Source organism: Stenotrophomonas sp. GD03794, from assembly GCF_029842145.1.
GTDB lineage: Bacteria > Pseudomonadota > Gammaproteobacteria > Xanthomonadales > Xanthomonadaceae > Stenotrophomonas > Stenotrophomonas riyadhensis.
Genome location: NZ_JAOCFV010000032.1, coordinates 1 through 24,913 on the forward strand (window position 1 = coordinate 1; position 24,913 = coordinate 24,913).

Sequence of the window (24,913 nt, forward strand, 5' to 3'; positions counted from 1 at the left end):
CCTCATACCCCGCCCCGCCGCTGCCGCGCGCCGGCCAGCTCCGCGCCTGGTGGCGCGCCCCCGCCTCGCCGACCGCCCTGGCCTGGTATCTGGCCCAGGCCGCGCGTGCGCACGACGCCCCGCTGCTGGTGATCGCCCGTGACAACCACGGTGCCAACCAGCTCGAAGCCGACCTGCAGACCCTGCTCGGCGGCGATCCGGCCCTGCCGGTGGTGGCCTTCCCGGACTGGGAAACCCTGCCCTACGACCGCTTCAGCCCGCATCCGGACATCATTTCGCAGCGCCTGTCCGCCCTGCACCGCCTGCCCACGCTGAAGCGCGGCCTGGTGATCGTGCCGGTGCAGACCCTGCTGCAGCAGCTGGCCCCGCGCAGCTACGTGATCGGTGGCAGTTTCGACCTGAAGGTCGGCCAGCGCCTGGACCTGGAAGCCGAGAAGCGCCGTCTGGAAAGCGCCGGCTACCGCAACGTGCCGCAGGTGATGGACCCGGGTGACTTCGCCGTGCGCGGCGGCCTGCTCGATGTGTTCCCGATGGGCGCCGACGAGCCGTTGCGGGTGGAGCTGCTGGACGAGGACATCGACTCGATCCGCGCCTTCGATCCGGAAAGCCAGCGCTCGCTGGACAAGGTCGAGGCGGTGCACATGCTGCCTGGCCGCGAAGTGCCGATGGACGAGGCCAGCATCGCCCGCGTGCTGGCCACGCTGCGCGAGCGCTTCGATGTCGATACCCGGCGCAGCGCGCTGTACCAGGACCTGAAGTCCGGGTTGGCCCCGGCCGGCGTCGAGTACTACCTGCCGCTGTTCTTCGAACGCACCGCGACCCTGTTCGACTACCTGCCCGACGGCAGCCTGCCGGTGGTCTGCGCCGGGGCCGGCGAAGCCGCTGAAGCATTCTGGGCGCAGACCGGCGAGCGCTACGAACAGCGCCGCCACGATGTGGAACGGCCGCTGCTGCCGCCGTCGGCGCTGTACCTGTCGCCGGAGCTGCTGCGCGAGCGACTGAACGATGCCGCGCGCATCGAGGTCTGGGCACCCGAGCACGCCCGCATTGCCGATGCGCACGCGCTGGGTGACCAGCCGCTGCCACCACTGCCGGTGGCCGCACGCGAAGCCCCCGCTGGCGATGCGCTGAAATCCTTCCTCGGTCACTATCCGGGCCGGGTGCTGATTGCCGCCGATTCGCCCGGGCGTCGCGAGGCCCTGCTGGAAGTGTTGCAGGCCGCCGAGCTGAAGCCGCCGGTGGTGGCCGACCTGCCCAGCTTCCTCGCCGACGATGCGCGTTTCGCGATCGCGGTGGCGCCGCTGGAGGATGGCTTCGCACTGGACGACCCGCGCATCGCGGTACTGACCGAGCGCCAGCTGTTCCCCGAGCGCGCCGGCAGCACCCGCCGCACGCGCCGTGCCGGCCGCGAGCCGGAAGCGATCATCCGCGACCTCGGCGAACTGACCGAGGGTGCGCCGATCGTGCACGAGGACCATGGCGTCGGCCGCTACCGTGGCCTGATCGCGATGGACGTCGGCGGCATGCCCGGCGAGTTCCTGGAAATCGAGTACGCCAAGGGCGACCGCCTGTATGTGCCGGTCGCCCAGCTGCACCTGATCAGCCGCTACTCCGGTGCGTCGGCGGAAACCGCGCCACTGCATTCGCTCGGTGGCGAACAGTGGAGCAAGGCCAAGCGCAAGGCCGCCGAGAAGGTGCGCGACGTCGCCGCCGAGCTGCTGGAGATCCAGGCCCGCCGCCAGGCCCGTGCCGGCCTGGCGCTGCAGGTGGACCGCGCGATGTACGAGCCGTTCGCCGCCGGTTTCCCGTTCGAGGAAACGCCGGACCAGCTGGCCGCGATCGACGCCACCCTGCGCGACCTGGCCAGCAGCCAGCCGATGGACCGTGTGGTCTGCGGCGACGTTGGCTTCGGCAAGACCGAGGTGGCGGTGCGTGCGGCATTCGCCGCCGCCAGTGCCGGCAAGCAGGTGGCCGTGCTGGTGCCGACCACGCTGCTGGCCGAACAGCATTACCGCAACTTCCGCGACCGTTTCGCCGATTACCCGCTGAAGGTCGAGGTGCTGTCGCGCTTCAAGACCACCAAGGAAATCAAGGCCGAGCTGGAGAAGGTCGCCGCCGGCACCATCGACGTCATCGTCGGTACCCATCGCCTGCTGCAGCCGGACGTGAAGTTCAAGGACCTGGGCATGGTCATCGTCGACGAGGAACAGCGCTTCGGCGTGCGCCAGAAGGAAGCGCTGAAGGCGCTGCGCGCCAACGTGCACCTGCTGACCCTGACCGCCACGCCGATCCCGCGCACGCTGAACATGGCCATGGCCGGCCTGCGCGACCTGTCGATCATCGCCACGCCGCCGCCGAACCGGCTGGCGGTGCAGACCTTCATCACCCAGTGGGACAACGCGCTGCTGCGCGAAGCCTTCCAGCGCGAGCTGGCGCGTGGTGGCCAGCTGTACTTCCTGCACAACGACGTGGAAAGCATCGGCCGCATGCAGCGCGAGCTGTCCGAGCTGGTGCCCGAGGCGCGCATCGGCATCGCCCACGGGCAGATGCCCGAGCGCGAGCTGGAAAAGGTGATGCTGGATTTCCAGAAGCAGCGCTTCAACGTACTGCTGTCGACCACGATCATCGAGTCGGGCATCGACATCCCCAACGCCAACACCATCATCATCAACCGCGCCGATCGCTTCGGCCTGGCCCAGCTGCACCAGCTGCGTGGCCGCGTCGGTCGTTCGCACCACCGCGCTTACGCGTACCTGGTGGCCCCCGACCGCCGCTCGATCACTCCGGACGCCGAAAAGCGCCTGGAAGCGATCGCGTCGATGGACGAGCTGGGCGCCGGCTTCACCCTGGCCACGCACGACCTGGAGATCCGCGGTGCCGGCGAACTGCTCGGCGAAGACCAGAGCGGGCAGATGGCCGAGGTCGGCTTCAGCCTGTACACCGAACTGCTGGAGCGCGCGGTGCGCAGCATCAAGCAGGGCAAGCTGCCCGACCTGGATGCCGGCGAGGAAGTGCGCGGTGCCGAGGTCGAGCTGCATGTGCCGGCGCTGATTCCGGAAGACTACCTGCCGGACGTGCACACCCGCCTGACCCTGTACAAGCGCATTTCCAGCGCGCGCGACAGTGATGCGCTGCGCGAACTTCAGGTGGAGATGATCGACCGCTTCGGGCTTCTGCCGGATGCGGCCAAGCACCTGTTTGCCATTGCCGAGCTGAAGCTGAAGGCCAACACCCTCGGCATCCGCAAGCTGGACCTGGGCGAGAACGGTGGCCGCATCGTGTTCGAGTCCAAGCCGAACATCGACCCGATGGCGGTGATCCAGCTGATCCAGAAACAACCGAACCTGTACGCCATGGAAGGGCCTGACAAGCTGCGCATCAAGCACCCGCTGCCGCTGCCGGAAGACCGCTTCAATGCGGCCCGCGCCCTTCTGACCACCCTCGCCCCGGGTTGATCGCCCCAGAACACCTCGCACCGGTCCCCACCCGGTGCGGGCGGATGACCATGTTTCCTGACGCCGTACCCGCCCCCGACCTGCTGCACGCGCAGGCCTGCCTGATCGATGCCCTCTCGATGTCGCTGCAGATGCGCGACGCCTACACCCGCCACCACTGCGATCGCGTCGGACTGCTCGCGCAGCGCCTGGCCACGCACTGCGATCTCGATGACGATGCCTGCTCGCAGATCGGCCTGGCCGCGCGCTTCCACGACATCGGCAAGATCGGCATCCCCGACGATGTACTGCTGACACCGCGCCGGCATACCGACGAGGAACGCGCGATCATGCGCGAGCACCCGGTGCGTGGCGAGCACATCTTCCTGGCCACCGGCCGCAGCGATGCGGCACCGGTCGCGCGGCTGATTCGCGCCCACCATGAAGCGTTCGATGGCAGCGGCTATCCCGACGGCCTGCGTGGCGAGAGCATTCCGCTGGGCTCACGCATCGTCACCGTTGCGGATGCCTACGATGCCATGACCAGCGTGCGCCCCTACCGCGCAGCGATGGAACGCGAGACTGCGTTGCGCATCATCGACGAGCAGTCCGGCGGCCTGATCGATCCCTATGTGCTGCAGCGCTTCCATCGCATGCTGGCGCAGGAACCAGCGCTGGCCTGAGATCCGCCGGGCATGGCCCGGCGCTACCGATCAGACAAACAAAAGGCCCGGCATTCGCCGGGCCTTCTGCATCACGCATCACGTGCGATCGATTACCAGATCACCACGCGCTTGTCGTCGGCACGCACCATCGCGTCGCCGGCCTTGCACTGGAACGCAGCGGCATACGACGGCATGTTCGACGGCGCGCCGTTGGCACGGAAGTTGGCCGGCGCGTGCGGGTCGGTGTTCAGGCGGACGCGCAGCTCACCGTCGGTGAAGTTGCGGCGCCACACGGTGGCCCAGTTCATGAAGAAGCGCTGGTCCTGGCTGTGACCATCGACTTCGACATTCGCCTTCGGATCTTCCTTCAGCGCCATCTGCAGCGCGTCGTAGGCCACGGTCAAGCCGCCCAGGTCGCCGATATTCTCGCCCAGGGTCAGCTTGCCCTTCACGAACACGCCCGGCACCGATTCATAGCCATCGAACTGCGCGACCAGCTGGTCGGTACGTTCGGTGAAGGCCTTGCGGTCGGCGTCGGTCCACCAGTTGTCGAAGTTGCCGTTGGCAGCGAACTGGCTGCCCGAGTCGTCGTAGCCGTGCATCATCTCGTGGCCGATGACCGCACCGATGCCGCCGTAGTTCAGCGCCGGATCGGCCTTGGCGTCGAAGAACGGCGCCTGCAGGATGGCGGCCGGGAATACGATCTCGTTCTTGGTGGCGTTGTAGTAGGCGTTGACGGTCTGCGGGGTCATGCCCCACTCGGTCTTGTCCACCGGCTTGCCGATCTTGTCCAGCATGTAGCGGTAGTTGAACGCGCGCGCGGCCTGCATGTTGCCCAGGTAGCTGTCACCGTTGGTCTGCAGGCCCGTCCACTCGCGCCACTTGTCCGGGTAGCCGATCTTCGGGGTGAAGCTGGCCCACTTCTCCAGCGCCTTCTTCCTGGTCTCTTCGCCCATCCACGGCAGCTGCTCCAGGCGCGCCTTCAGCGCCACCGAGAGGTTCTCCACCAGGTGCTGCATGGCCACCTTGGATTCGGCCGGGAACACGGCGTCAACGTACAGCTGGCCCAGGGCTTCACCCATGCCACCGTTGACCGACTCCAGCACGCGCTTCCAGCGCGGCTGCATTTCCTGCTGGCCGCGCAGGGTCTTGCCATAGAACTCGAAGTTGGCCTTCTCGAACTGGCTGCTCAGGTACGGCGAAGCATCGTCGATGGTGTGGAAGCGCAGATAGGCCTGCCAGGTGCTGGCCGGCACATCGGCCAGCATCTTGTCCATTTCACCGAAGAAGCCCGGCTGGGCCAGCGAGAACTTCTGCGCGGCCGGCACCTTCAGGGTGTCGAACAGCGCGGTCCAGCTGAAGTTCGGGGTCAGCTTGTCGGCGTCTGCGGCGCTGAGCGGGTTGTAACGCTTGGCCGGGTCACGCATTTCGATGCGCGACATCGAGGCCTTGGCCAGGCGGGTTTCAAAGGCCATCACGGCCTTGGCCTGCTCGGCCGCCTGCGCGGCGTCCACGCCGGACAGGGTCAGCACCTGGGCGATATAGGCCACGTAGGCATCGCGGATCTTGGCCTGCGCGTCATCGAAGTAGTAGCCCTTCTCCGGCAGGCCGAGACCGCCCTGGCCGACATAGGCGATGACGTTGGCCGAATCCTTGTAGTCGGCATTGGCGAACAGCGAGAACAGCACGCCCTTGCCCTCGGCCTGGCTGTCGCGCAGGTACTGGGTGATGGCGGCGGTGTCGTTCAGCGCGGTGATCTTGTCCAGCTGCGGCTGCAGCGGAGCGAGGCCTGCGGCTTCGATCTTGGCTTCATCGTTGCCGGTCTTCCAGATGTCACCGATCTTGGCTTCCACCGAGCCGGCCTTGGCCTGGCTGGCCGCGGCCTGCTGCACCAGTGCGTGCTGCACTTCCAGCGAGCGCTCGCGCAGGATCTCGAAGCTGCCCCAGGTGGTCTGGTCGCCCGGCACCGGGTTGGCCTTCAGCCACTTGCTGTTGACGAAGCCATTGAGGTCGGTACAGGCCGAAATGGCCGGATCCAGGTCGGCGCTGTTGAGCGAGATCAGCGGCGTCTTGATCTGCGACAGGTCGAAGGCCGGCTTGGCGTCGGCGCTGGCCGCCGGCGCGGTTTCATTCTTGCCACAGGCCGCCAGCGAGGCAGCGATGGCGATGGTCAGGCCCAGCGGGACCAGGTTGCGGACGTTCATGAGGCTCTCCTGCGGGTAATTTCACAGGGTAGCCGGGGAGGCCTGCGGTGGGACCGGCCAAAGGTCACAGGACGCGCTTATGTAGAGTCGAGCCATGCTCGACTGCTCTCCGTTCCGGGTTTATTGTCCTTGCGGCAAGAGGCCAACAGCAGTCGAGCATGGCTCGACTCTACAAAAAGCGAAGGCCGGCTTGCGCCGGCCTTCTGTTTTATTTCGCCTTGCCCTGGTTGGCCACGGCTTCAGCGGCCTTGCGCGCTGCTTCCGGGTCGCCCAGGTAGCGGAACGACTTCACCGTCAGGTCGTCGTTCAGTTCGAACAGCAGCGGGATGCCGGTCGGGATGTTCAGCTCGAGGATTTCCTCGCGCGAGACGTTGTTGAGGTACTTGTACAGCGCGCGCAGCGAATTGCCGTGGGCGGTGACCAGCACGGTCTTGCCGTCCTTCAGCTGCGGCGCGATGGCGTCGTGCCAGTACGGCAGCACGCGGTCCAGCGTGGTGGCCAGCGATTCGGTGCCCGGCAGCGCGTTGCGGTCCAGGCCAGCGTAGCGGCGGTCATGGATCGGGTGGCCCGGATCCTCCAGGTCCATGGCCGGCGGCGGGATATCGTACGAACGACGCCACACCTTGACCTGGTCCTCGCCGTGCTTGGCGGCGGTCTCGGCCTTGTCCAGGCCCTGCAGGCCGCCGTAATGGCGTTCGTTGAGGCGCCAGGACTTGTTCACCGGCAGCCAGTCCTGTTCCAGCTCGGCCAGTGCACCCTGCAGGGTGTGGATGGCGCGCTTGAGCACGGAGGTGTGGGCGACGTCGAACTGCAGGCCTTCCTCGCGCATCAGGCGACCGGCGGCAGCCGCTTCCCGGCGCCCCTGCTCGGTCAGGTCGACATCGACCCAGCCGGTGAAGCGGTTGTCCAGGTTCCACTGGCTCTGGCCATGGCGCAACAGTACGAGTTTACGGGTCACTGCAGGGTCTCCAACGCGAGGAAAGACAGGCCGCCATTGTAGCCCCGGCCGCCGCTCACCGGGCCGTGGCACCGCGCATGCGATGCTGTGACCAATGAATACGGTGATCGACCCCGGGCGCTGGGAAGGCAGCGTCGCCGCTGCACGCGCGCAGCAGCTCCAGCTGGCCGGCCGCGTGGAGCGCCAGGACCGCCTGCCACGCAACGTGCGCTGGCTGGCCGGGCTGGATGTCGGCTTCGAGGACGATGGCGCCATCACCCGCGCCGCGGCGGTGTTGTTGGATGCGGAGACGCTGCAGCCCTTGGCGCAGGAGATCGCGCGCATCCCCACGGTGATGCCCTACATCCCCGGACTGCTCAGCTTCCGCGAGCTGCCGGCACTGCTGGCCGCGCTGGCGCTGCTGCCGCATACGCCGGACCTGGTGTTCGTCGATGGCCATGGCATCAGCCACCCGCGACGATTGGGCGTGGCCGCGCATCTGGGCGTGGTCACCGACCTGCCGAGCATCGGCGTGGCCAAGTCGAAGCTGGTGGGCAGGTTCGTCGAACCGGGCGCCGAGGCCGGTGCGCATACGCCGCTGCTGGATGGCGATGAACAGTTGGGCTGGGTGCTGCGCAGCAAGATTCGCTGCAAGCCGCTGTTCGTGGCCGGTGGCCATCGGGTCAGTGCGGATACCGCGCTGGACTGGGTACAGCGCACGCTGCGCGGTTACCGGCTGCCGGAGCCGACGCGGCTGGCGGACCGGCGGGCCTCGCGACGGGACGAATGACCGCACCGGGCATCACCCGGCACGGTCGTCACCCTCGATCAGCGATGCACGTGGCCGCGATGGCCCTGCGCGTCCTCGCCGTGGTCATGGTCTTCATGGCCCTCGTGCTCGCCGCCCTTGGCCGGCGCCGGCTCACCACAGGCTTCGCCGCAATGGTCCGCTTCGATCTGCAGCGTCACGTGCTCGATGCCGAAGTCATCGTGCAGGCGTCCGCCCAGCTCGCGGCGCAGCGCGTCGGCGTCGGTGCCGTCGCGCATCACGATGTGCGCGGTCAGCGCCGGTGTGCTGGAAGCCAGCGCCCACACGTGCAGGTCATGCACGTCCAGCACGGCGGCATGGCCGGACAGGCTGTCGCGCACCTTGGCCACGTCCATGCCCTTGGGCACGCCTTCCAGCAGCACGTTGATCGCCTCGCGCATCAGCACATAGGTGCGCGGCAATACCCACAAACCGATCAGCACCGCCAGGATCGGGTCGATCGGCTTCCAGCCGGTCCACTTGATCAACAACGCACCGGCGATCACCGCCACCGAGCCGAGCATGTCCGCCCACACTTCCAGGTAGGCGCCCTTCACGTTGAGGCTCTCGCCACTGCCCGCCTGCAGCAGGCGCATCGAGATCAGGTTGATGATCAGGCCCGCAGCCGCGATCACCAGCATGCCGGAGGAGGCGATCTCCTGCGGCTCACGGAAGCGCCCGACTGCCTCCCACAGGATGTAGGCGGCAACCACGAACAGCATCGCGCCGTTGATCATCGCGCCCAGCGCTTCCAGGCGCGCATAGCCGTAGGTGCGGCGCGCGTCCGGCGGGCGCCGGCTCAGCCGCACCGCGACCAGCGCGATCATCAGCGCTAAAGCGTCGGTAGCCATGTGCGCCGCGTCGGACAGCAGCGCCAGGCTGTTGGTCCAGAACGCGCCTACCACTTCGACGACGAGGAAGGTGGAGGTCAGGCCGAGCGCCCACCACAAGGGTTTCTCGTGGCGGATCTCGGATGGCAGGTGATCGTGGTCGTGGCCCATGGCAACAGCTCCTTTGCGATGGGAGGCAGGCTACGCCGGAGGGCGTTGGGAAACTATCACGGTGTTTATAACATTGCAGGCCACGCGGTCCCTCACCGGGCATGGCCCGGCGCTACCGGAGCGCGGCCGGCAACGCCAGGCCACGCCTGGCGGACGCAGCGGACCGACGTCCGCCTGCGGTCAGAACCCGAAGCGCAGGCTGGCCCAGTACGCGCGGCCCGGCTCGTTGTAGGTCGCCGCGCCGGCATCGCTGCTGTTGGCCTCGCGGAACAGGCGCTTGTCGGCCAGGTTGTTGACGCCGAAACCGAAGCTGACCGTCTCGGTCACCTTGTAGCGCGCGCTCACGCCCCAGATGTTGTACGCACCACGGTCCTGCAGCGCGATCGACGGATCGCAGGTGCCGGTGCAGCGCGGATCATTGTTGATGTTGGTGGTGGCCGGCTTCTGCTTGCCGTAGAAGGTGCCGGTCAGCAGCACCGACAGCTTGTCGGTGGCCTGCCAGTCCAGCATCGTGTTGACGGTGTACTTCGGAATCACCGACAGCGGCTGGCCGGTGCTCTTGTTCTCGTTCTCCACCATGTAGGTGAAGTTGTTGCTCCACTTCAGGCGGTTGCCCTGCTCGCCCAGCAGCGGGACCACCAGGTTGCCTTCCAGCCCCTGCACGATCGCCTTGGGTGCGTTCTCCCAGCGGAAGATGCGACCCTTGGTGTCGGCGGTCAGCCCGATCTGGTTGTACCCGGCCTGGATCTTGTCCTTGTAGTCGTTGTGGAAGTAGGTCAACGACGCTTGCCAGCCGCTCTGCGGTGCCCACTCGATACCCAGTTCCTTGTTCAGGCTGGTTTCCGCCTTCAGGTCCGAGTTGCCGCGCATGTAGCAGCCGGCGCCCAGGCTCGGCAGTGCATTCGGGCAACCATTGCCCCGGGTGTAGTACAGGTAGTCCGGATTCGACTGGTACAGGTTCGGCGCCTTGAATGCACGGGCGATACCGCCCTTCACCACCCAGTCGCTGTTGATGCGGAACTGCGCGTTGAGGCTGGGGCTGGTGTTGTTGCCGAACTGGCTGTGGTGGTCGAAGCGCAGGCCCGGGGTGACGATCCAGCGCTCGCCCAGGTAGATGTTGTCTTCCACGAACACGGCGGTGGTCTGCGCGTCGGACTTGCCGCGTGCGCGATCGGCCGACAGCCCCGGGATGCCGCCGCCGCTGCTGCTGGACTGGCTCATCGAGTACGGGTCGGTCAGGCGGCTGTCCAGGTATTCAAAGCCCAGCGTCCAGATGTTCTCGGCACCACCCAGCGTGGTCGGGAAACTGACTTCGCCGTCCAGCTGGTAGTTGCGCAGGCGCGAGGTCGACCAGTCGGTCCCGTTGAAGCTGCCTTCCGGGCCACCGGCCAGGCCTTCATTGATGCGCGAGTTGTTGACCGCCTCAACCGCGGCCGTTACCCGCGAGGTCACGTCACCCCAGCGGCCGCGATGGGTGATCGCGCCGGTGTTGCGGTACATGCGGTTGGTCTCCGCCTTGTCGTCGGCCAGGGCGGCCAGATCGATCCCGGTCGACGTGCCGGTGGTGCTGACCGCGCGGTCGCCGGCGTAGATGTTGCCCTGGCGGCTGGTGCCGGCTTCGAATTCGACCACCTGATCGGCGGTGATGTCCCAGCGCAGCAGCGCGTTGACATCGCGGTTCTTGACGCCCTCGCGACCGGCCGGCGGCACCGCGTTCGGATTCGTCGCGAAGTCACGATTGAGTTCCAGCGAATCGGCGTCGGTCTTGTTGAGATTGCCGTACAGGCGGAACGACAGGGTGTCGGTCATCGGCCCGCTCAGCTGCAGGCCGACGCGCTCGCTGCCGCCTTCGGCGCTGTGCTCGGGCACCAGGCCATACAGGTCGACCGCGCCGGTCAGGTCGCCGGTCGGGCGCTTGGTGATGATGTTGACCACGCCACCGGAAGCACCCGAGCCATAACGTGCCGCTGCAGGGCCACGCAGCACTTCGATGCGCTCGATCATTTCCGCCGGCACCCAGTTGGTATCGCCGCGGGTATTGCGCTCACCGCTGCGGCCCATGCGCACGGCATCACGCGCACCGATGCGCTTGCCGTCGACCAGGATCAGGGTGTTTTCCGGGCCCATGCCACGCAGATCGATCTGGCGGTTGTTGCCGTACTGGCCCGAGGCACTGTTGCCGGTCAGGTTGACGCCGGGCATGGTGCGCAGCAGCTCGGCGATGTCGTTGGCCGGCGGGCGCCTGGCGATGTCCTCTGCGGTGATGGTCGAGGTACCCAGGGCCTGGCGCGCGATCTGCGAGGCGGTGACGTGCACCGTGTCGATATCGGTGGCGTCGGTTTCGGCGTGGGCGGTCAGAGCGCTGCCGGCCAGCAGGGCGGCAACGGCAAGCGCCAGCGGGCGCGGCGAAAGGACAACGGCAGGGGACATGATCAGGACCTTCTGGCAGGGCTACGGGGCCTCTGGCAAAGGGCTTGAGGCAACGACGAGGGGGAGGCGGAGCAGTCCTGCAGCAGGCACCTGCAGCCCGTTCCGTGCGCGCATTCTCCCATCAATGCGATTGATTCTCAAATGCGTTCACTCATTGCCGCAGCGGCGCCGATGTGGTTTGCGCACCGTGCAACCCTGCACCGCGCGTAAACTGGCCGGCTAACCCGCCATCAACCGTATGCCGCCGCGGCCGATACCCGTGGTTTGCCGTACGCAGTCAGAGATCGACGTGGAACCACCCCAATTGGACGATGCCAGCCAGCCGCTGGCCGAGGCCTGGCAGCAGTGTCTGCTGCAGGCCGGCCCTGCCGCCACCGCGCTGCTCAAGGCCGCTGCTACCGATGCCCCACCCGCGCTGGCCCAGCGCTTCTATGAAGTGCTGCTGCAGGATGGGCGGGCACGCCGCTTCCTGTCCCACGAGCAGGTCAAGCTGCGCCTGCAACCGGCCATGCAACGCTGGCTGGTGCAACTGTTGACCACCGATGCCGCCGGTATCGCCACCACCGTCGCCTCACAGCGGGTGATCGGCGATGTCCACGCCCGGGTCGGCATTCCTGTCGACCTGGTCACCCGTGGCGCACGCGTGCTCAAGCACGAACTGTTCGTGCGCCTGCGCGACGATGCGCCGGACAGCGACACCGCATTCGCCGCCATCGACTGCCTCAGCGCGATCATGGACATCGCCATGGAAGGCATGACCCTGGCCTACACCCATGCGCGCGAACGCTCGACCCGAGCCGATGCGGCCTACCGCCTGTTCTCGCTGGTGCAGAACGTCAGCACCGAACGCGAGCGCCAGCGCGCATTGCTGCTGGACTGGGAAAACGCCCTGCTCTACGCGTTGGCCGGCCATGTGCAGGGCAGTGACAGCGCCAGCCTCGCCACCTCGGAATTCGGCCTGTGGTTCACCCACAAGGGCATCCCCAGCTTCGGCGAAAGCAGCGAAACGCAGCAGGTGGGCCAGTTGATGGCCCGCATTGATGGCCACCTGCAGCGCGCGAGCGGCGATGCTCCGGCGCAGCGACTCGCGGTGCTGCCGGCCATCCGCGAGGACCTGGCCGCCATCCGCACCCTGATGACACTGCTGTTCGAGCGCATCGGCGAACTGGATGCCGGCAGCGACGCGCTGACCAACCTGCTCAACCGTCGCTTCCTGCCCACCGTGCTGCGCCGGGAAATCGAGCTGGCCACACGCAACCGCACACCATTCTCGCTGCTGCTGCTCGACCTGGATCACTTCAAGGCAATCAACGACGGCCACGGCCACGATGCCGGCGACCGCGCGTTGCAGCACGTCGCCGGCCTGCTCGGCCAGCTCACGCGCGGCAGCGACTACCTGTTCCGCTATGGCGGCGAAGAATTCGTGGTGGTACTGGTGGCTGCCAGCGAATCGCAGGCGACCGTGATCGCCGAGAGCCTGCGGCGGCATATCGCGCAGTCGCCGGTGGTACTGGCCAACGGCCAGGTGCTGGCACTGACCGCCAGCATCGGCGTGGCCGGCCACGATGGCCATCCGGACTACGAGCGGCTGATGGCCCGTGCCGACGCGGCAATGTACGAGGCCAAGCGCAGCGGCCGCAACCGCGTGGTGGTGGCCAGTGCGGACCTGCAGGAAGCCCCGGGACGGCGCGCACTGCAGCGATGACGGCAGGACAGGTAGAGTCGACCGCGGGTCGACTATCGCGCGCACCGCGGGGTTTTTCGCACGCAGGGCGAAGAGCAGTCGACTGACAGTCGACTCTACTGACAGCCGGCACTACCGATACGGCCGCCGGCCGCTGCTTTCACCGCCACCACCCGCCACGCTGCCCACCAGAGCAGCGCCAGCAACGCGATGCCCGCCCCCAACAGGCATACCGCCGGCCAGCCATGGCGCGCCTGCATCCACGGCCCGGCCGCTGCACCGGCACCACTGCCCACCGCATAGAACAGCATGTACAAAGCCACCAGGCGTCCATGCTGTTCAGCCGGCGCGCGCAGCAGCAATGCCTGGTTTGATACGTGCAGTGCCTGCCCACCCAGGTCGAGCACAATCACGCCCAACAGCAGCAACGACAGCGACTGCGGCAGGCCCAGCAAGGGCCACCACGCAACCAGCATCAACAACAGCGCACCGACGCTGACCGGATGCGCGAAACCACGGTCCATCCAGTGCCCTACCCGCGCCGCCAGCAGCGCACCGATCACCCCGGCCAGGCCCAGTGCACCGATGGCGGCGGTCGACCAATGCAGCGGTGGCGCCGAGAGCGGCAAGGGTGCCGCCGCCCAGAACACATTGAGGCCGGCAAACAGCAGCAGTGCCAGCGGCCCGCGTTCGCGCAGCATTCGATCGCGGCGCAGCATGCCCAGCATCGAGCCCAGCAGCTCGCGCCAGCGTGGGGGAACCGACGGCACCGGTACTGGGGGCAGGCGCCGCCACAGCAGCGCCGCCAACCCCGCCATCACCATCGCTGACAACAGGTAGACCATCTGCCAGCCAAAGGCCGCCGCCACCGTACCGGACACCACGCGCGCCAGCAGCAGGCCGATGAACACGCCGCCCTGCACCACACCGACCACGCGACCGCGCTGCTCGGGCGGTGCCAGCATGGCGGTATAGGCGATCAGGCCCTGGGTCAGCGCCGTGCCCAGCAAGCCGGCCAGCAGCATGCCCGACAACAGCCAGCCCGCCGTGCGTGACGCTGCCAGCCACAGCAGCGCCAGCACCAATGCGATCAACTGCAGCCGCAGCAGGCGTCGCCGGTCACCACGGTCCGCCAGCGGCAGCAGGCCAAGCAACGCCAGCACGCTACCGGCCTGGGTAGCAGCCAGCACCGCGCCAGCCACGGCCCGGTCCAGCGCAAAGGCGCGTGCAAGCTGATCCAGCAGCGGCTGCGCGTAATAGACGTTGGCAACGCTGGCACCTGCGGCAACCGCGAGCAGGACCAGCAGTGGGCGGGGAAGCGATGTGGCACTCATGACGTGGTTGCAATTTGAAACTTGATGCAGGCTACTGCCATTGGTTTTAAACTGCAACCACATCAGAGAGGTCCACCATGCACACCGACAGCCCCTGCCCCGTCGCCCGCAGCGCCGATCTGCTCGGTGACCGTTGGGCGCTGCTGGTCATCCGTGATGCCTTCGATGGCGTCACCCGTTTCGGTGATTTCCAGCGCAGCCTCGGCGCGGCCCGCAACATCCTCAGCGACCGCCTGCGCCGGCTGGTAGAGGCCGGCATCCTGCAGCTGCAGCCGGCCTCCGATGGATCGGCCTACCAGGAATACGTGCTCACCGCCGCTGGCCAGGAACTGTTCCCGCTGCTGGTCGCGCTGCGCCAATGGGGTGAACGCCATCGCTTCGAGGCCGGTGAAGCCCATTCACAGCTGATCGAATCGGCGACGCGGCGGCCGCTGCCCTACATGCAGCCGCTAGACGCAGCTGGTCATGCTCTCGCGTCAGGCCAGACGGTCGTGCTCAAGCTCGTCTGAAGCGCGCGCTTCCGCCAGACGAGGATCGGTTCCTCTACAACGTCTCGTAAGGTGCTCTCTACTCGTGATGCTAGACGATGACCACTGCTCATACCTCGGCCCAGTAGGCTTTTGTTCAAGCGTCTTTGAGCTTGCCCTCGTGGCACACGACGCCTCCAAAGCAATTGGCGCATTGCACCCACAGCTCGAACGCCACCGTGCCGAACACAGCACTCGCTGATCTACCCACTTCTAGGTCACTCATCACCACCAGCCCAATCAAAAGGGCAGATTGAAATTTTCAGATGTGCTCAACCCAAGTACGACGTTCTAGTTCTTTTGCAGCGGACAAATACGCAATTTGATCGGCCTTATCAAAGTCATCTCAGTATCTGAGACGAAGATCTCCGATGCTCGAGGCCCATTCCGCCCGTGCATCAAACATGATAGACAAAGACCAATACCCTGAGATCCCCAGCACCCGCATCTTGCTGCTTCGCATCAAACGTCCGAAGCAGGTTATACCCCTCAGCAAGGCGGAAAACTACGTAGTTGGCAGCATGGTCGCGTTGTTCCTTCTGAGCCTTGGATGCATGGCACTTCTGAAGGCAGATCAGATCACTCAGCAGGCTGCCAAAGTGATCGTGCTCCCGCTGACGGGGATTATCATGCTCCTGGGGCTAGTATTCTTTGTAATTCAGGTCATCCAGCTCTTTCTGCTATTCAGGCATGGCTTCAACAATATGGCGGATCGCGTGGATGTCTCTGCTGACGCAGATTCCGCCCTTGCCGAGGATCTTTCGCACTGCAATACCCAGCACTTGGACCAGCGCTCAAAGCTTCTGGAGCAGGAATCCAAGCTCCTCACAAGGCGTGCTGGATTGGCATCTGCAGCAACCGCCATCAGCGCACTGATCATCAATCTCTTGAGCACCGGGAACGGCGACAAGGCCGCGCAGTGGGTGTCAGATGCCAAGCTTCTGATCACCTGTTGCAGCTTGGGTTTGCTGGCGGGAGCAGTGATCGTGATTATCTTTGCAGGGAAGCTAGAGAAGATCTCCACATTGCTGAAACTTGCTTCAGAGAGGGGCTCGCAACGCAAGCTAGAGCGAGAGATGGCCGATTGAAACTCCAAGGGCCCGCGCGGCAGGATCGCACGGTCGGTCACATGCCAACGTAATCCGCGGATACGCGGCATCACGACGGGCCTTCTGGGTCCCCGGTCGACGTTCTTGCCGATGGCCTATCCAGACGACTTCACCTCCATGATCCGCCCATTCGCGCACACCGACGAACACCCGCGCCGGTTAGCATCGGGTCTTTCCGCCACTGGATGCCGCCGATGTCGCGTGATCGCCCTTCCCTGCTGACCGCCCTGCTGTTGCCGCTGCTGGCCTGCGCCACAGCAACCACGCAGGCCCGCGAGGTTGCCGCGCCCGCCGACCACGTGCAGGCCGATGGCCCCTATGTGTTCCGCCAGGGCGATCAGCTGCAGGCCAAGTGGATCTGCGACGACAAGGTCGAGTCGCACACGCTTGCCACGCAGGCCGCAGGTACCGACATCGCCCCGCGCTGCGGCTACGAGCACACGGTGCACGTGGCTGCCCCGAATGCGCCTTCGGTTTCCGTGCTGCCGGCCGTGCCGCGCATCGTTGCGCTGTCCGACATCCATGGCCAGTACGGGTTGCTGGTGCGCCTGCTGCGCGCCCACCAGGTCATCGATGCCCAGGATCGCTGGGCGCTGGGCAAGGACACGCTGGTCATCGCCGGCGATGTGTTCGACCGCGGCCCGCAGGTGACCGAGGCCTTCTGGCTGCTGTATGGCCTGCAGCAGCAGGCGGCCGCCGCCGGCGGTGCGGTCCACTTCGTGCTCGGCAACCACGAAACCATGGTGCTGTACGACGACCTGCGCTACGTCAACCCGAAGTACCTGCGCAGCGCCCAGCTGCTCGGCCGCAGCTACCCGCAGCTGTACGGTGCCGATTCGGTGATCGGGCAGTGGCTGCGCACCCGCCCGGTGCTGCTGAAGATCGGCGACACCCTGTTCCTGCACGGCGGCATTTCGCCCGAGGCAGTGCAGCTGGCGCTGGACCCGGCGCGCACCAATGCGGCCTACCAGGCGTCACTGGGCCTGCCAAAGGCCGAAGTAAAGGCCGACCCGGCCACCGCACCGCTGTATGACGGCAAGACCAGCCCGATCTGGTACCGCGGCTACTTCGATGGCCGCCTCGACACCGCGGGGGTGCAGACCGTACTCGACCGCCTGCAGCTCAAACGCATCGTGGTCGGCCACACCTCGATGCCACACGTCAGCAGCTTCCATGGCGACCGCGTGATCGCCATCGACAGCAGCATCAAGAACGGCGAGAACGGCGAACTGCTGTTCATCGAAAATGGCAGGCTCAGCCGTGGCCTGCTGGATGGCTCGCGGGTGCCGTTGGCGCCAGGTGAGCCGGGCCTGCAGGACTGAATGAAGGGACAGCGCGACGGCACCGGGCGGCGGCGGCGCGCTCCACCTTCACCCGGTTTGCGGCTACCCTCGGCAGCCGAGAGAGGCCCACCCCGTCCATCCGGTGGGCCTGACCGTTACAGGAGCCCCCGCGCATGCGCGTTCTGATTGCTGAAGACGACCCGGATATCGCCTCCGGCCTGTGCGCCTCGCTGCGCCGGCAGGGGCACGTGGTTGACCACGTCGACAACGGTGCGCACGCCGACGCGGCACTGGGCTCGACCCAGTACGCATTGCTGGTGCTGGACCTGGGCCTGCCTCAGCTGGATGGCCGCGATGTGCTACAGCGCCTGCGTCAGCGCGGCGATGGCCTGGCGGTGCTGGTGGTGACCGCCCGCGACGGCCTGGCCGAGCGCGTGCGCGTGCTCGACCTGGGCGCCGATGACTACCTGGTCAAGCCGTTCGCGCTGGACGAGTTCGAAGCACGCGTGCGTGCGCAGCTGCGGCGGGTCACCAGCAATGGCAACCCGGACCTGCGCATCGGCCGCCTGCGTATCGATCTGGCCGGGCACCGGGTGTGGATCGACGACCAGTCGCTGGAACTGACCGCGCGCGAGTTCGGCCTGCTGTCGGCACTGGCGGTACGCGCCGAGCGCATCGTGTCGCGCGCGCAACTGGTGGAAGCGCTGTGCGACTGGGGCCAGGACCTCACAGACAACGGCCTGGACATCGCCCTGCACCGCCTGCGCCGCAAGCTGCAGCCCGGCGGCATGGGCATCCGCACCGTGCGCGGGCTGGGCTACATGCTGGAAGACGCGCAGGACGACAGCGCCCCGTGATCAGTGGACCACCCAGCCTGCGCCGGCGCCTGCTCGCCTTCCTGGCGTTGCCGATGCTGGGCCTGCTCACCTTCAACACGATCCTGGCCTACTACGTTGCGCTGGACTATTCCAACCGCATCCACGACCGCAACCTGATCGACGACACGCATTCGTTCGCGCAGATGCTGAGCACCATGCCGGTGACCAGCGACCTGTCTCCGCAGGCGCGCTTCCTGATCGAGTACGACCCCGACGGCCATCGCTACTTCAACGTCGACAGCAGCCGCATGGGTACGCTCAGCGGCAATGCAGACTTCAGCCCGTACGCCCCTTCGCAGGACTGCACCGGTGTGCATCCGGCGCTGTACGACGGCAACCTCAATGGCCAGCAGGTGCGCATGGCCACCGTCTGCACGCAGGCGATGAACGATCCGCAGGACCAGCTGGCGGTGACCGTGGCCGAGAGCATGGCCGACCGCCGGCAGCGTGCGCGCGAGATCCTGATGATCATCATCCCGCTGATGACCATGCTGGCGCTGGGTACCGCAGCGCTGGTCTGGTTCGGCGTGACCTATGGCCTGCGTATCCTGACCCCGCTGAGGACCCGCCTGGCGCAGCGCCGCGGCGAACTGGCGCCGATCTCCGATGCCGACGTGCCCGAGGAGATCCAGCCACTGATCAGCACCATCGATGATCTGTTTGCCCGCCAGGCGGAAATGATCACCCTGCAGAACCGTTTCATCGCCGATGCCGCGCACCAGCTGCGTTCGCCGCTGGCGGGCATGGCCCTGCATGTGGACCAGGCACTGGCACATGGCGACCCCGATACTGTGCGCGAGGCGCTGCAGCACATCCGCCGGCTCAACCAGCGCACCGCCCGGGTCAGCACCCAGCTGCTGGCACTGAGCCGGGCGCAGACCGTGCCCGATACCGTGGAGGCACTGGACCTGTGCGAGCTGGTACCGCAGTGGGTCGGCATGCGCGTACCGGAGGCGATCCGCGATGGCATCGATCTGGGCTACCGCGGCAGTCCCCATCCGCTGCGTGTACTCGGCAACGGCGCCATGCTGCAGGAAGCGCTGGACAACCTGATCGACAACGCCCTGCGTTATGCCGGCCGCAATGCAACCGTCACGGTGGGCGTGCACGCGCTGGACGACAATGATGTCGAACTGTATGTGGAAGACAACGGTCCCGGCGTGCCCGACGACGTGATGCCACGGCTGGGCGAGCGCTTCTTCCGGGCGCCGGGCACCGCTGCCAGCGGCACCGGCCTCGGCCTGGCCATCGCGCATGAGGCGGTGGAGCACTTCGGCGGCCGCCTGAGCTTCCTGAACCGCCCCGGTGGCGGATTGAAGGTCGCCATCACGCTGCCGCTGCTGAAGGCGCCCTGACCCGGTCCGGGGCGTTGAAAGGCTGGCGAAAATCGCGCTTGCGATCCTGCCATCCCCACTGCCGTCCCGGAGCCGCCAGGTGACCGAATCGCACGACTTCTTCCTCCCCGGTGGCCCACAGGGTGTGCTGCTGGTCCATGGCCTGACCGGCACCCCGGCGGAAATGCGCATGCTGGGCAAAGGGCTGAACAATGCCGGTTTCACCGTGCACGGCGTGCAGCTGCCCGGCCATTGCGGCACCGTGGATGACCTGCTGGCGACCACCTGGGAACAGTGGTACCAGGGCGTGGAAGATGCGGCGGCCGCCCTGCGCGGCAAGGTCGACCAGCTGTTCGTGGGTGGCCTGTCGATGGGCGCGGTACTTTCGCTGGCGTTGGCGGCACGTCGCCCGGAGTGGGTGTCCGGCGTGGGCGTGTACGGCGCCACTTTCCGTTACGACGGCTGGAACATTCCCGCCGTGGCCCGCTTCTCGTTCCTCCTGCCGTGGTTCAAGCGCTTCAACATCGGCCGCGACCGCATGTTCATGGAAGAACCGCCGTACGGCCTGCGTGACGAGCGCCTGCGTGCACAAGTCAGTGCCGCCATGCTGTCCGGCGACAGCGCCGCCGCCGGCCTCCCGGGCAACCCCTGGCATGCGCTGGCCGAGATGCGTGCGCTGAGCAACTGGACCCGCCGCCATCTGCACCAGGTCACCGCGCCGTGCCTGGTGATGCACGCCCGCGAGGACGACGTGGCCAGCATGGGCAATGCCGAGCTGGTGATGTCGCGGGTCAGCGGCCCGAAGGAACTGGTGGTGCTGGAAGACAGCTACCACATGATCACCATCGACCGCGAACGCCGCGACGTGATCCGCCGCAGCGCGCGCTTCTTCACCGAAATCGGTGAACGCAGCGGCGTCCTCAAGGCGGTGGCCTGAGATGGGGGCACTCGCCACGCTGCTGTGGCTGGCCAATGTCGTGCTCGATACCGGTGGCCAGCTCGCCTTCAAGGCCGCTGCCAGCGACCCGCAGGATGGCGAAGGACTGCAGCGCTGGAAACACATGCTCAGCCGCCCCTGGCTGTGGATCGGCATCGCCTGCTACGTGCTTGAGTTCGTGGCCTGGATCGCGTTCCTGTCGTTGGTACCGCTGTCCAAGGGCGTGCTGCTGGGCTCGATCAACATCGTTGCGCTGATGATCGCCGGCCGCTTCCTGTTCCGCGAAAAGCTCACGCCGCTGCGGGTCACCGGCATGCTGCTGGTCACCGCCGGCGTGGCGGTGGTGGGGGCCGGCTCATGAGGCGCCTGTATGTGATCGGCTTCCCGCTGCTGATGGCCTTCGACACGCTGGCCCAGCTGTGCTTCAAGTACGCCGGTGACGCCGCCTTGCCGGTCGAGGCCAACACTGCGTGGCTGCTGCGCGTACTGTCGCAGCCGTGGGTGTACGGCGCGATCCTCGGCTACGTCGGTGCGTTCTTCACCTGGATGAGCCTGCTGCGGCATGCTCCGATCGGCCCCGCGTTTGCCGCCTCGCACCTGGAGGTGATCAGCGTGCTGCTGCTGTCGGCGTGGCTGTTGAACGAACCGCTGACCCTGCACCATCTGCTCGGTGCGGTCCTGATCGTGGCCGGCATCGTCTGCCTTGGCCGCGCTGAAGCGGACGACCCGCACAGCCCCGCTGAAAGCACCTCGTGAGCGGGCTGCGATGAGCCTGTTCGCGCGCGAACTGCCACCGACGGCAGGCCTGCCGATGCAGGCCAGCGATTTCCTTCCCGGTGGCGGCGACCTGCGCGACATCCTGGCCAGCCAGCTCGGCACACCACCGCTGCAGCTGACCTGTTCCGGTACGCACGCGCTGTTGATCGCACTGCGTACGCTGCGCAAGCGCGCGCCCCAGCGCGACACTGTGATCATGCCGGCCTATACCTGCCCGCTGGTGCCGATCGCGGTGCACAGCCTCGGCCTGCGCGTGCAGCTGTGCGACACCCGTCATGGCCACTTCGACTTTGATCCCGGCCAGCTCAAGCAGCTGGCCGATGCACGCACGCTGGCGATCCTGCCCACCCACCTGGGCGGTCGCACCGCCGACGTCGAGCTGGCCTGCGAGATCGCCCACCGCGCCGGCGCCTGGGTGATCGAAGATGCCGCGCAGGCACTCGGCGCACGGGTTGGCAACAGCAGTGTCGGCCTGCGTGGCGATATCGGTTTCTTCAGCCTGGCCGCCGGCAAGGGCCTGAGCCTGCACGAAGGCGGCCTGCTGGTCAGCCGCGATGACGAACTGCGCGCGGCGCTGGCCGGGCATGCCGCCGAACAGGTGCGTTTCAGCCTGCGCTGGGAGCTGTTGCGCAGCGTGCAGCTGCTGGGCCTGGCGGCCTGCTATCGCCCCTCACTGTTGTCACTGGTGTATGGCAATCCATTGCGCAGCGCGCTGCAGCGTGGCGATCTGGAAGAAGCCGTCGGTGACATCTTCCCGCTGGACATCCCACAGCACCGGGTCAGCCAGTGGCGCCAGAACATCGGTGCCCATGCTGCACGACGGTTGCCTGCGTTCCTGCAGGCCGGACGGCTGCGTGCATTGCAGCTGCGCGTGCAGCTGGCACAGCTGCCAGCGGTGGAGGTGGTCGATGGGCTGGCCGGTACCGGCGGCACCTGGCCGATGCTGATGCTGCTGCTGCCCAGCGAGCGCGCACGCGATGCCGCACTGGAGAACCTGTGGCCACGCGGTCTTGGCGCCAGCCGCATGTTCATACGCGCCCTGCCCGACTACGCCTATCTGCGTGGCATCGTGCCGCAGGCCGACGTGCCGAACGCGCGCGACTTCGCCGCACGCATGCTGACCCTCGGCAACAGCGCCTGGCAGACCCCTGAAGAGACCGCGCAGATCCTGCAGGCATTGGCTGACGCACAGCCTTGAAAGCGGATACATCCAGGCGATCCGCCCATTCACAAAGATCATTCCTGAACGCTTTCCCCGCCCGGAAATGAAGGCTTTCAACAGGAAAGGAACGAGAAAGGCTGCCTGCCTACATTGAGCCTGCCCCGGCATCACGCCGGACGTTTCTTTCATCGACGGACCTGCCCATGCGCTGGAGCATCCTGTGTGACTTCGACGGCACCATCAGCCTCGAAGATGTCATCGACTCGCTGCTGGAGAAATACGGCCAGCCGGGCTGGCAGGAACTGGAAGACCAGTGGAAAGCGGGAAAGATCGGCTCGCGCGAATGCATGCAGGGCCAGGTCAGGCTGCTGAAGCTGGACCCGGCCACGCTCGACGCCCACCTGGACCAGGTGCAGATCGATCCGGGCTTTGCCGCCTTTGTCAGCCGTGCCGAACAGCTGGGCCTGCCGCTGCGCATCGTCAGCGACGGCCTGGACCATGCGATCCACCGCATCCTCGCCAACCACGGCCTGTCGCGACTGCCGGTGGTGGCCAATCACCTGCGCTGGTGCGATGACCACTGGGAACTGGAATCGCCCTACCAGGCCGAAGGCTGCCGCAGCGGTACCTGCAAGTGCACCTGCGCCGCACAGGCGCGCGCCAACGAAGCGCCGCGCGTGCTGATGATCGGCGATGGCAGCTCGGACTTCTGTGTGTCCGAAGACGCCGACTTCGTGTTCGCCAAGCGCCGCCTGATCACCCATTGCACCCATGCCGGCATCGAGCATGCCGCCATCGATACCTTCCACGATGCAATCGCACTGCTGCCGCGCTTGCTCGATGGCAGCCTGCTGCAGCCACGTCGCATCGACGCCAGCCCGCAGCCCGCCGTACTGCCCCTGCTGCTGGCCACCGCCTGAGCACTCCCTTCCAAGCACGCCCCCGCTACCTCTTTCGAACGTCCTTCACGGAACCGAACTGCATGAACATTTTTGACAAGAACGCCGACGCCGCTGCCTCCGACGCGCAGCTGCTGGCCGACGAAGCCCGTTACAGCTCCTTCGGCGATACCGTCCACTACGTCGACCCGCCGAAGATCTTCCAGCGCGGCGAAGGCAGCTACATGTTCGACGGTGCGGGCGTGCCCTACCTCGACCTGCAGATGTGGTACTCGGCCTGCAACTTCGGCTACAGCAACAAGCGCCTGAACGACGCGCTGAAGGACCAGATCGACACCCTGCCGCAGGTCGCCAGCCAGTACCTGCACCCGACCCGCGTGCAGCTGGCCAAGACCATTGCCGTGGACATGCACGAGAAATTCGGCCTCGACGGCCGCGTGCATTTCAACGTCGGCGGCGCGCAGGCCATTGAAGACTCACTGAAGATCGTGCGCAACGCGCGTGGCGGCAAGAGCCTGATGTTCGCCTTCGAGGGTGGTTACCACGGCCGTACCCTGGGTGCGTCGTCGATCACCTCCAGCTACCGCTACCGCCGCCGCTACGGCCACTTCGGCGAGCGCGCGATGTTCATCCCGTTCCCGTACCCGTTCCGTCGCCCGAAGGGCATGACCCCGGAAGAGTATTCCGACCACTGCGTGTGGCAGTTCGAGCGCCTGTTCGAAAGCGAATACAACGGCGTGTGGGATCCCAAGGTCGGCCAGGCGGAGTACGCCGCGTTCTATGTCGAGCCGATCCAGGGCACCGGCGGCTACGTCATCCCGCCGCGCAACTTCTTCACCGGCCTCAAGCGCGTGCTGGACAAGTACGGCATCCTGATGGTGGTCGATGAAATCCAGATGGGCTTCTGGCGCACCGGCAAGCTGTGGTCGATCGAGCACTTCGGCGTGACCCCGGACGTGCTGGTGTTCGGCAAGGCGCTGACCAACGGCCTGAACCCGCTGTCGGGCCTGTGGGCACGCGAAGAGCTGATCAACCCGACCGTGTTCCCGCCGGGCTCCACCCACTCCACCTTCAACTCCAACCCGCTGGGCACCCGCCTGGGCCTGGAAGTGCTGAAGCTGGGCAAGGAAATGGATTACGAGCGCACCGTGCCGGAAAAGGGCGCGTACTTCCTCGACGGCCTGCGTGGCCTGCAGAAGCGCCACCCGGAAATCGGCGATGTCGACGGCCTGGGCCTGGCCCTGCGTGCCGAAATCTGCCAGACCGACGGCTACACCCCGAACAAGGAACTGCTGGACCGCATGGTCGACATCGGCCTGGCCGGTGACCTGCTGCACGACGGCAAGCGCATGGGCCTCGTGCTCGACGTGGGTGGCTGGTACAAGAACGTGATCACCTTCGCGCCGTCGCTGGACATCAGCTACGAAGAGATCGACCTGGCGATCACCCTGCTCGACCAGGCGCTGACCAAGGCCAAGGGCTGAGGTCGGATGCGCTGCCGGTTCCCGTG

At 66.6% G+C, this 24,913-nt stretch carries 20 protein-coding genes; 15 read left to right on the forward strand and 5 right to left on the reverse strand.

Annotated elements, in window-relative coordinates; genetic code table 11:
- Both mfd and N5D91_RS15985 read left to right on the forward strand, forming a co-directional pair.
- The coding region (gene mfd / locus N5D91_RS15980; RefSeq protein ID WP_279922708.1) for a transcription-repair coupling factor at positions 1-3,455 on the forward strand (3,455 nt) is incomplete at its 5' end.
- 44 nt (positions 3,456-3,499) lie between these two features.
- A complete protein-coding gene (locus tag N5D91_RS15985; protein WP_032127517.1) occupies positions 3,500-4,117 on the forward strand; it encodes an HD domain-containing phosphohydrolase in 618 nt (205 codons plus the stop codon).
- Between the two features lie 92 nt (positions 4,118-4,209).
- Here N5D91_RS15985 and N5D91_RS15990 read toward each other — a convergent pair whose 3' ends face one another.
- Both N5D91_RS15990 and gpmA read right to left on the reverse strand, forming a co-directional pair.
- A complete protein-coding gene (locus N5D91_RS15990) occupies positions 4,210-6,303 on the reverse strand; it encodes a M13 family metallopeptidase (protein ID WP_180846346.1) in 2,094 nt (697 codons plus the stop codon).
- A gap of 208 nt (positions 6,304-6,511) precedes the next feature.
- The gene (gene gpmA / locus N5D91_RS15995) at positions 6,512-7,261 is read right to left on the reverse strand and encodes a 2,3-diphosphoglycerate-dependent phosphoglycerate mutase (RefSeq protein ID WP_004150217.1); all 750 of its coding nucleotides are present in this window, start codon (positions 7,259-7,261) and stop codon (positions 6,512-6,514) included.
- Between the two features lie 94 nt (positions 7,262-7,355).
- Between gpmA and nfi the strand changes: the two genes are divergently transcribed.
- Positions 7,356-8,030 carry a deoxyribonuclease V gene (gene nfi, locus N5D91_RS16000; protein WP_180854197.1) on the forward strand — a complete coding sequence of 225 codons (675 nt, stop codon included), beginning with the start codon at positions 7,356-7,358 and terminating at the stop codon, positions 8,028-8,030.
- A 38-nt stretch (positions 8,031-8,068) separates the two neighbouring features.
- Here the strand turns inward: nfi and N5D91_RS16005 are convergent, their stop codons facing one another.
- Positions 8,069-9,049, reverse strand: coding sequence for a cation diffusion facilitator family transporter (locus tag N5D91_RS16005; protein WP_180854196.1), 981 nt, complete (start codon positions 9,047-9,049; stop codon positions 8,069-8,071).
- Positions 9,050-9,229: 180 nt separating this feature from the next.
- Positions 9,230-11,479: a TonB-dependent siderophore receptor gene (locus N5D91_RS16010; protein WP_180854195.1), complete on the reverse strand. Its 2,250-nt coding sequence runs from the start codon at positions 11,477-11,479 to the stop codon at positions 9,230-9,232.
- Between the two features lie 289 nt (positions 11,480-11,768).
- Here N5D91_RS16010 and N5D91_RS16015 point away from each other — a divergent pair, with 289 nt between their 5' ends.
- Entirely contained in the window at positions 11,769-13,184 is a 1,416-nt protein-coding gene (locus tag N5D91_RS16015) for a GGDEF domain-containing protein (protein ID WP_279907585.1), read from the forward strand.
- A 95-nt stretch (positions 13,185-13,279) separates the two neighbouring features.
- Here N5D91_RS16015 and N5D91_RS16020 read toward each other — a convergent pair whose 3' ends face one another.
- Positions 13,280-14,497 carry an MFS transporter gene (locus N5D91_RS16020; RefSeq protein ID WP_164161702.1) on the reverse strand — a complete coding sequence of 406 codons (1,218 nt, stop codon included), beginning with the start codon at positions 14,495-14,497 and terminating at the stop codon, positions 13,280-13,282.
- A gap of 77 nt (positions 14,498-14,574) precedes the next feature.
- On the opposite strand from N5D91_RS16020, the gene N5D91_RS16025 reads away from it, so the two are divergent.
- From N5D91_RS16025 to N5D91_RS16075, 11 genes are all read left to right on the forward strand, one after another.
- Entirely contained in the window at positions 14,575-15,006 is a 432-nt protein-coding gene (locus N5D91_RS16025; RefSeq protein WP_164161703.1) for a helix-turn-helix domain-containing protein, read from the forward strand.
- A 389-nt stretch (positions 15,007-15,395) separates the two neighbouring features.
- Complete coding sequence (locus N5D91_RS16030) at positions 15,396-16,112, forward strand: hypothetical protein (RefSeq protein ID WP_164161704.1); 717 nt, start codon at positions 15,396-15,398, stop codon at positions 16,110-16,112.
- 215 nt (positions 16,113-16,327) lie between these two features.
- The gene (locus N5D91_RS16035; RefSeq protein ID WP_071228483.1) at positions 16,328-17,455 is read left to right on the forward strand and encodes a metallophosphoesterase; all 1,128 of its coding nucleotides are present in this window, start codon (positions 16,328-16,330) and stop codon (positions 17,453-17,455) included.
- Between the two features lie 134 nt (positions 17,456-17,589).
- Positions 17,590-18,273: a response regulator gene (locus tag N5D91_RS16040; protein ID WP_014646433.1), complete on the forward strand. Its 684-nt coding sequence runs from the start codon at positions 17,590-17,592 to the stop codon at positions 18,271-18,273.
- Positions 18,270-19,649 (forward strand): sensor histidine kinase, encoded by a 1,380-nt coding sequence (locus N5D91_RS16045; protein ID WP_005412674.1) that lies wholly within the window; start codon positions 18,270-18,272, stop codon positions 19,647-19,649. The genes N5D91_RS16040 and N5D91_RS16045 overlap by 4 nt, the downstream gene beginning before the upstream one ends.
- Before the next feature lie 79 nt (positions 19,650-19,728).
- Complete coding sequence (locus N5D91_RS16050; protein ID WP_110711657.1) at positions 19,729-20,565, forward strand: alpha/beta fold hydrolase; 837 nt, start codon at positions 19,729-19,731, stop codon at positions 20,563-20,565.
- Between the two features lies 1 nt (position 20,566).
- Positions 20,567-20,926 carry an EamA family transporter gene (locus N5D91_RS16055; protein WP_006425769.1) on the forward strand — a complete coding sequence of 120 codons (360 nt, stop codon included), beginning with the start codon at positions 20,567-20,569 and terminating at the stop codon, positions 20,924-20,926.
- Positions 20,923-21,321 carry a DMT family transporter gene (locus N5D91_RS16060; protein WP_049446815.1) on the forward strand — a complete coding sequence of 133 codons (399 nt, stop codon included), beginning with the start codon at positions 20,923-20,925 and terminating at the stop codon, positions 21,319-21,321. The genes N5D91_RS16055 and N5D91_RS16060 overlap by 4 nt, the downstream gene beginning before the upstream one ends.
- Positions 21,322-21,331: 10 nt before the next feature.
- Entirely contained in the window at positions 21,332-22,540 is a 1,209-nt protein-coding gene (locus N5D91_RS16065; RefSeq protein WP_110711656.1) for a DegT/DnrJ/EryC1/StrS family aminotransferase, read from the forward strand.
- A gap of 167 nt (positions 22,541-22,707) precedes the next feature.
- On the forward strand, positions 22,708-23,424 hold the full coding sequence (locus N5D91_RS16070; RefSeq protein ID WP_153856857.1) for an MtnX-like HAD-IB family phosphatase: 717 nt from the start codon (positions 22,708-22,710) through the stop codon (positions 23,422-23,424).
- Positions 23,425-23,486: 62 nt separating this feature from the next.
- Positions 23,487-24,887 (forward strand): aminotransferase class III-fold pyridoxal phosphate-dependent enzyme, encoded by a 1,401-nt coding sequence (locus N5D91_RS16075; protein ID WP_012510460.1) that lies wholly within the window; start codon positions 23,487-23,489, stop codon positions 24,885-24,887.
- The last annotated feature ends 26 nt before the right edge of the window (positions 24,888-24,913 follow it).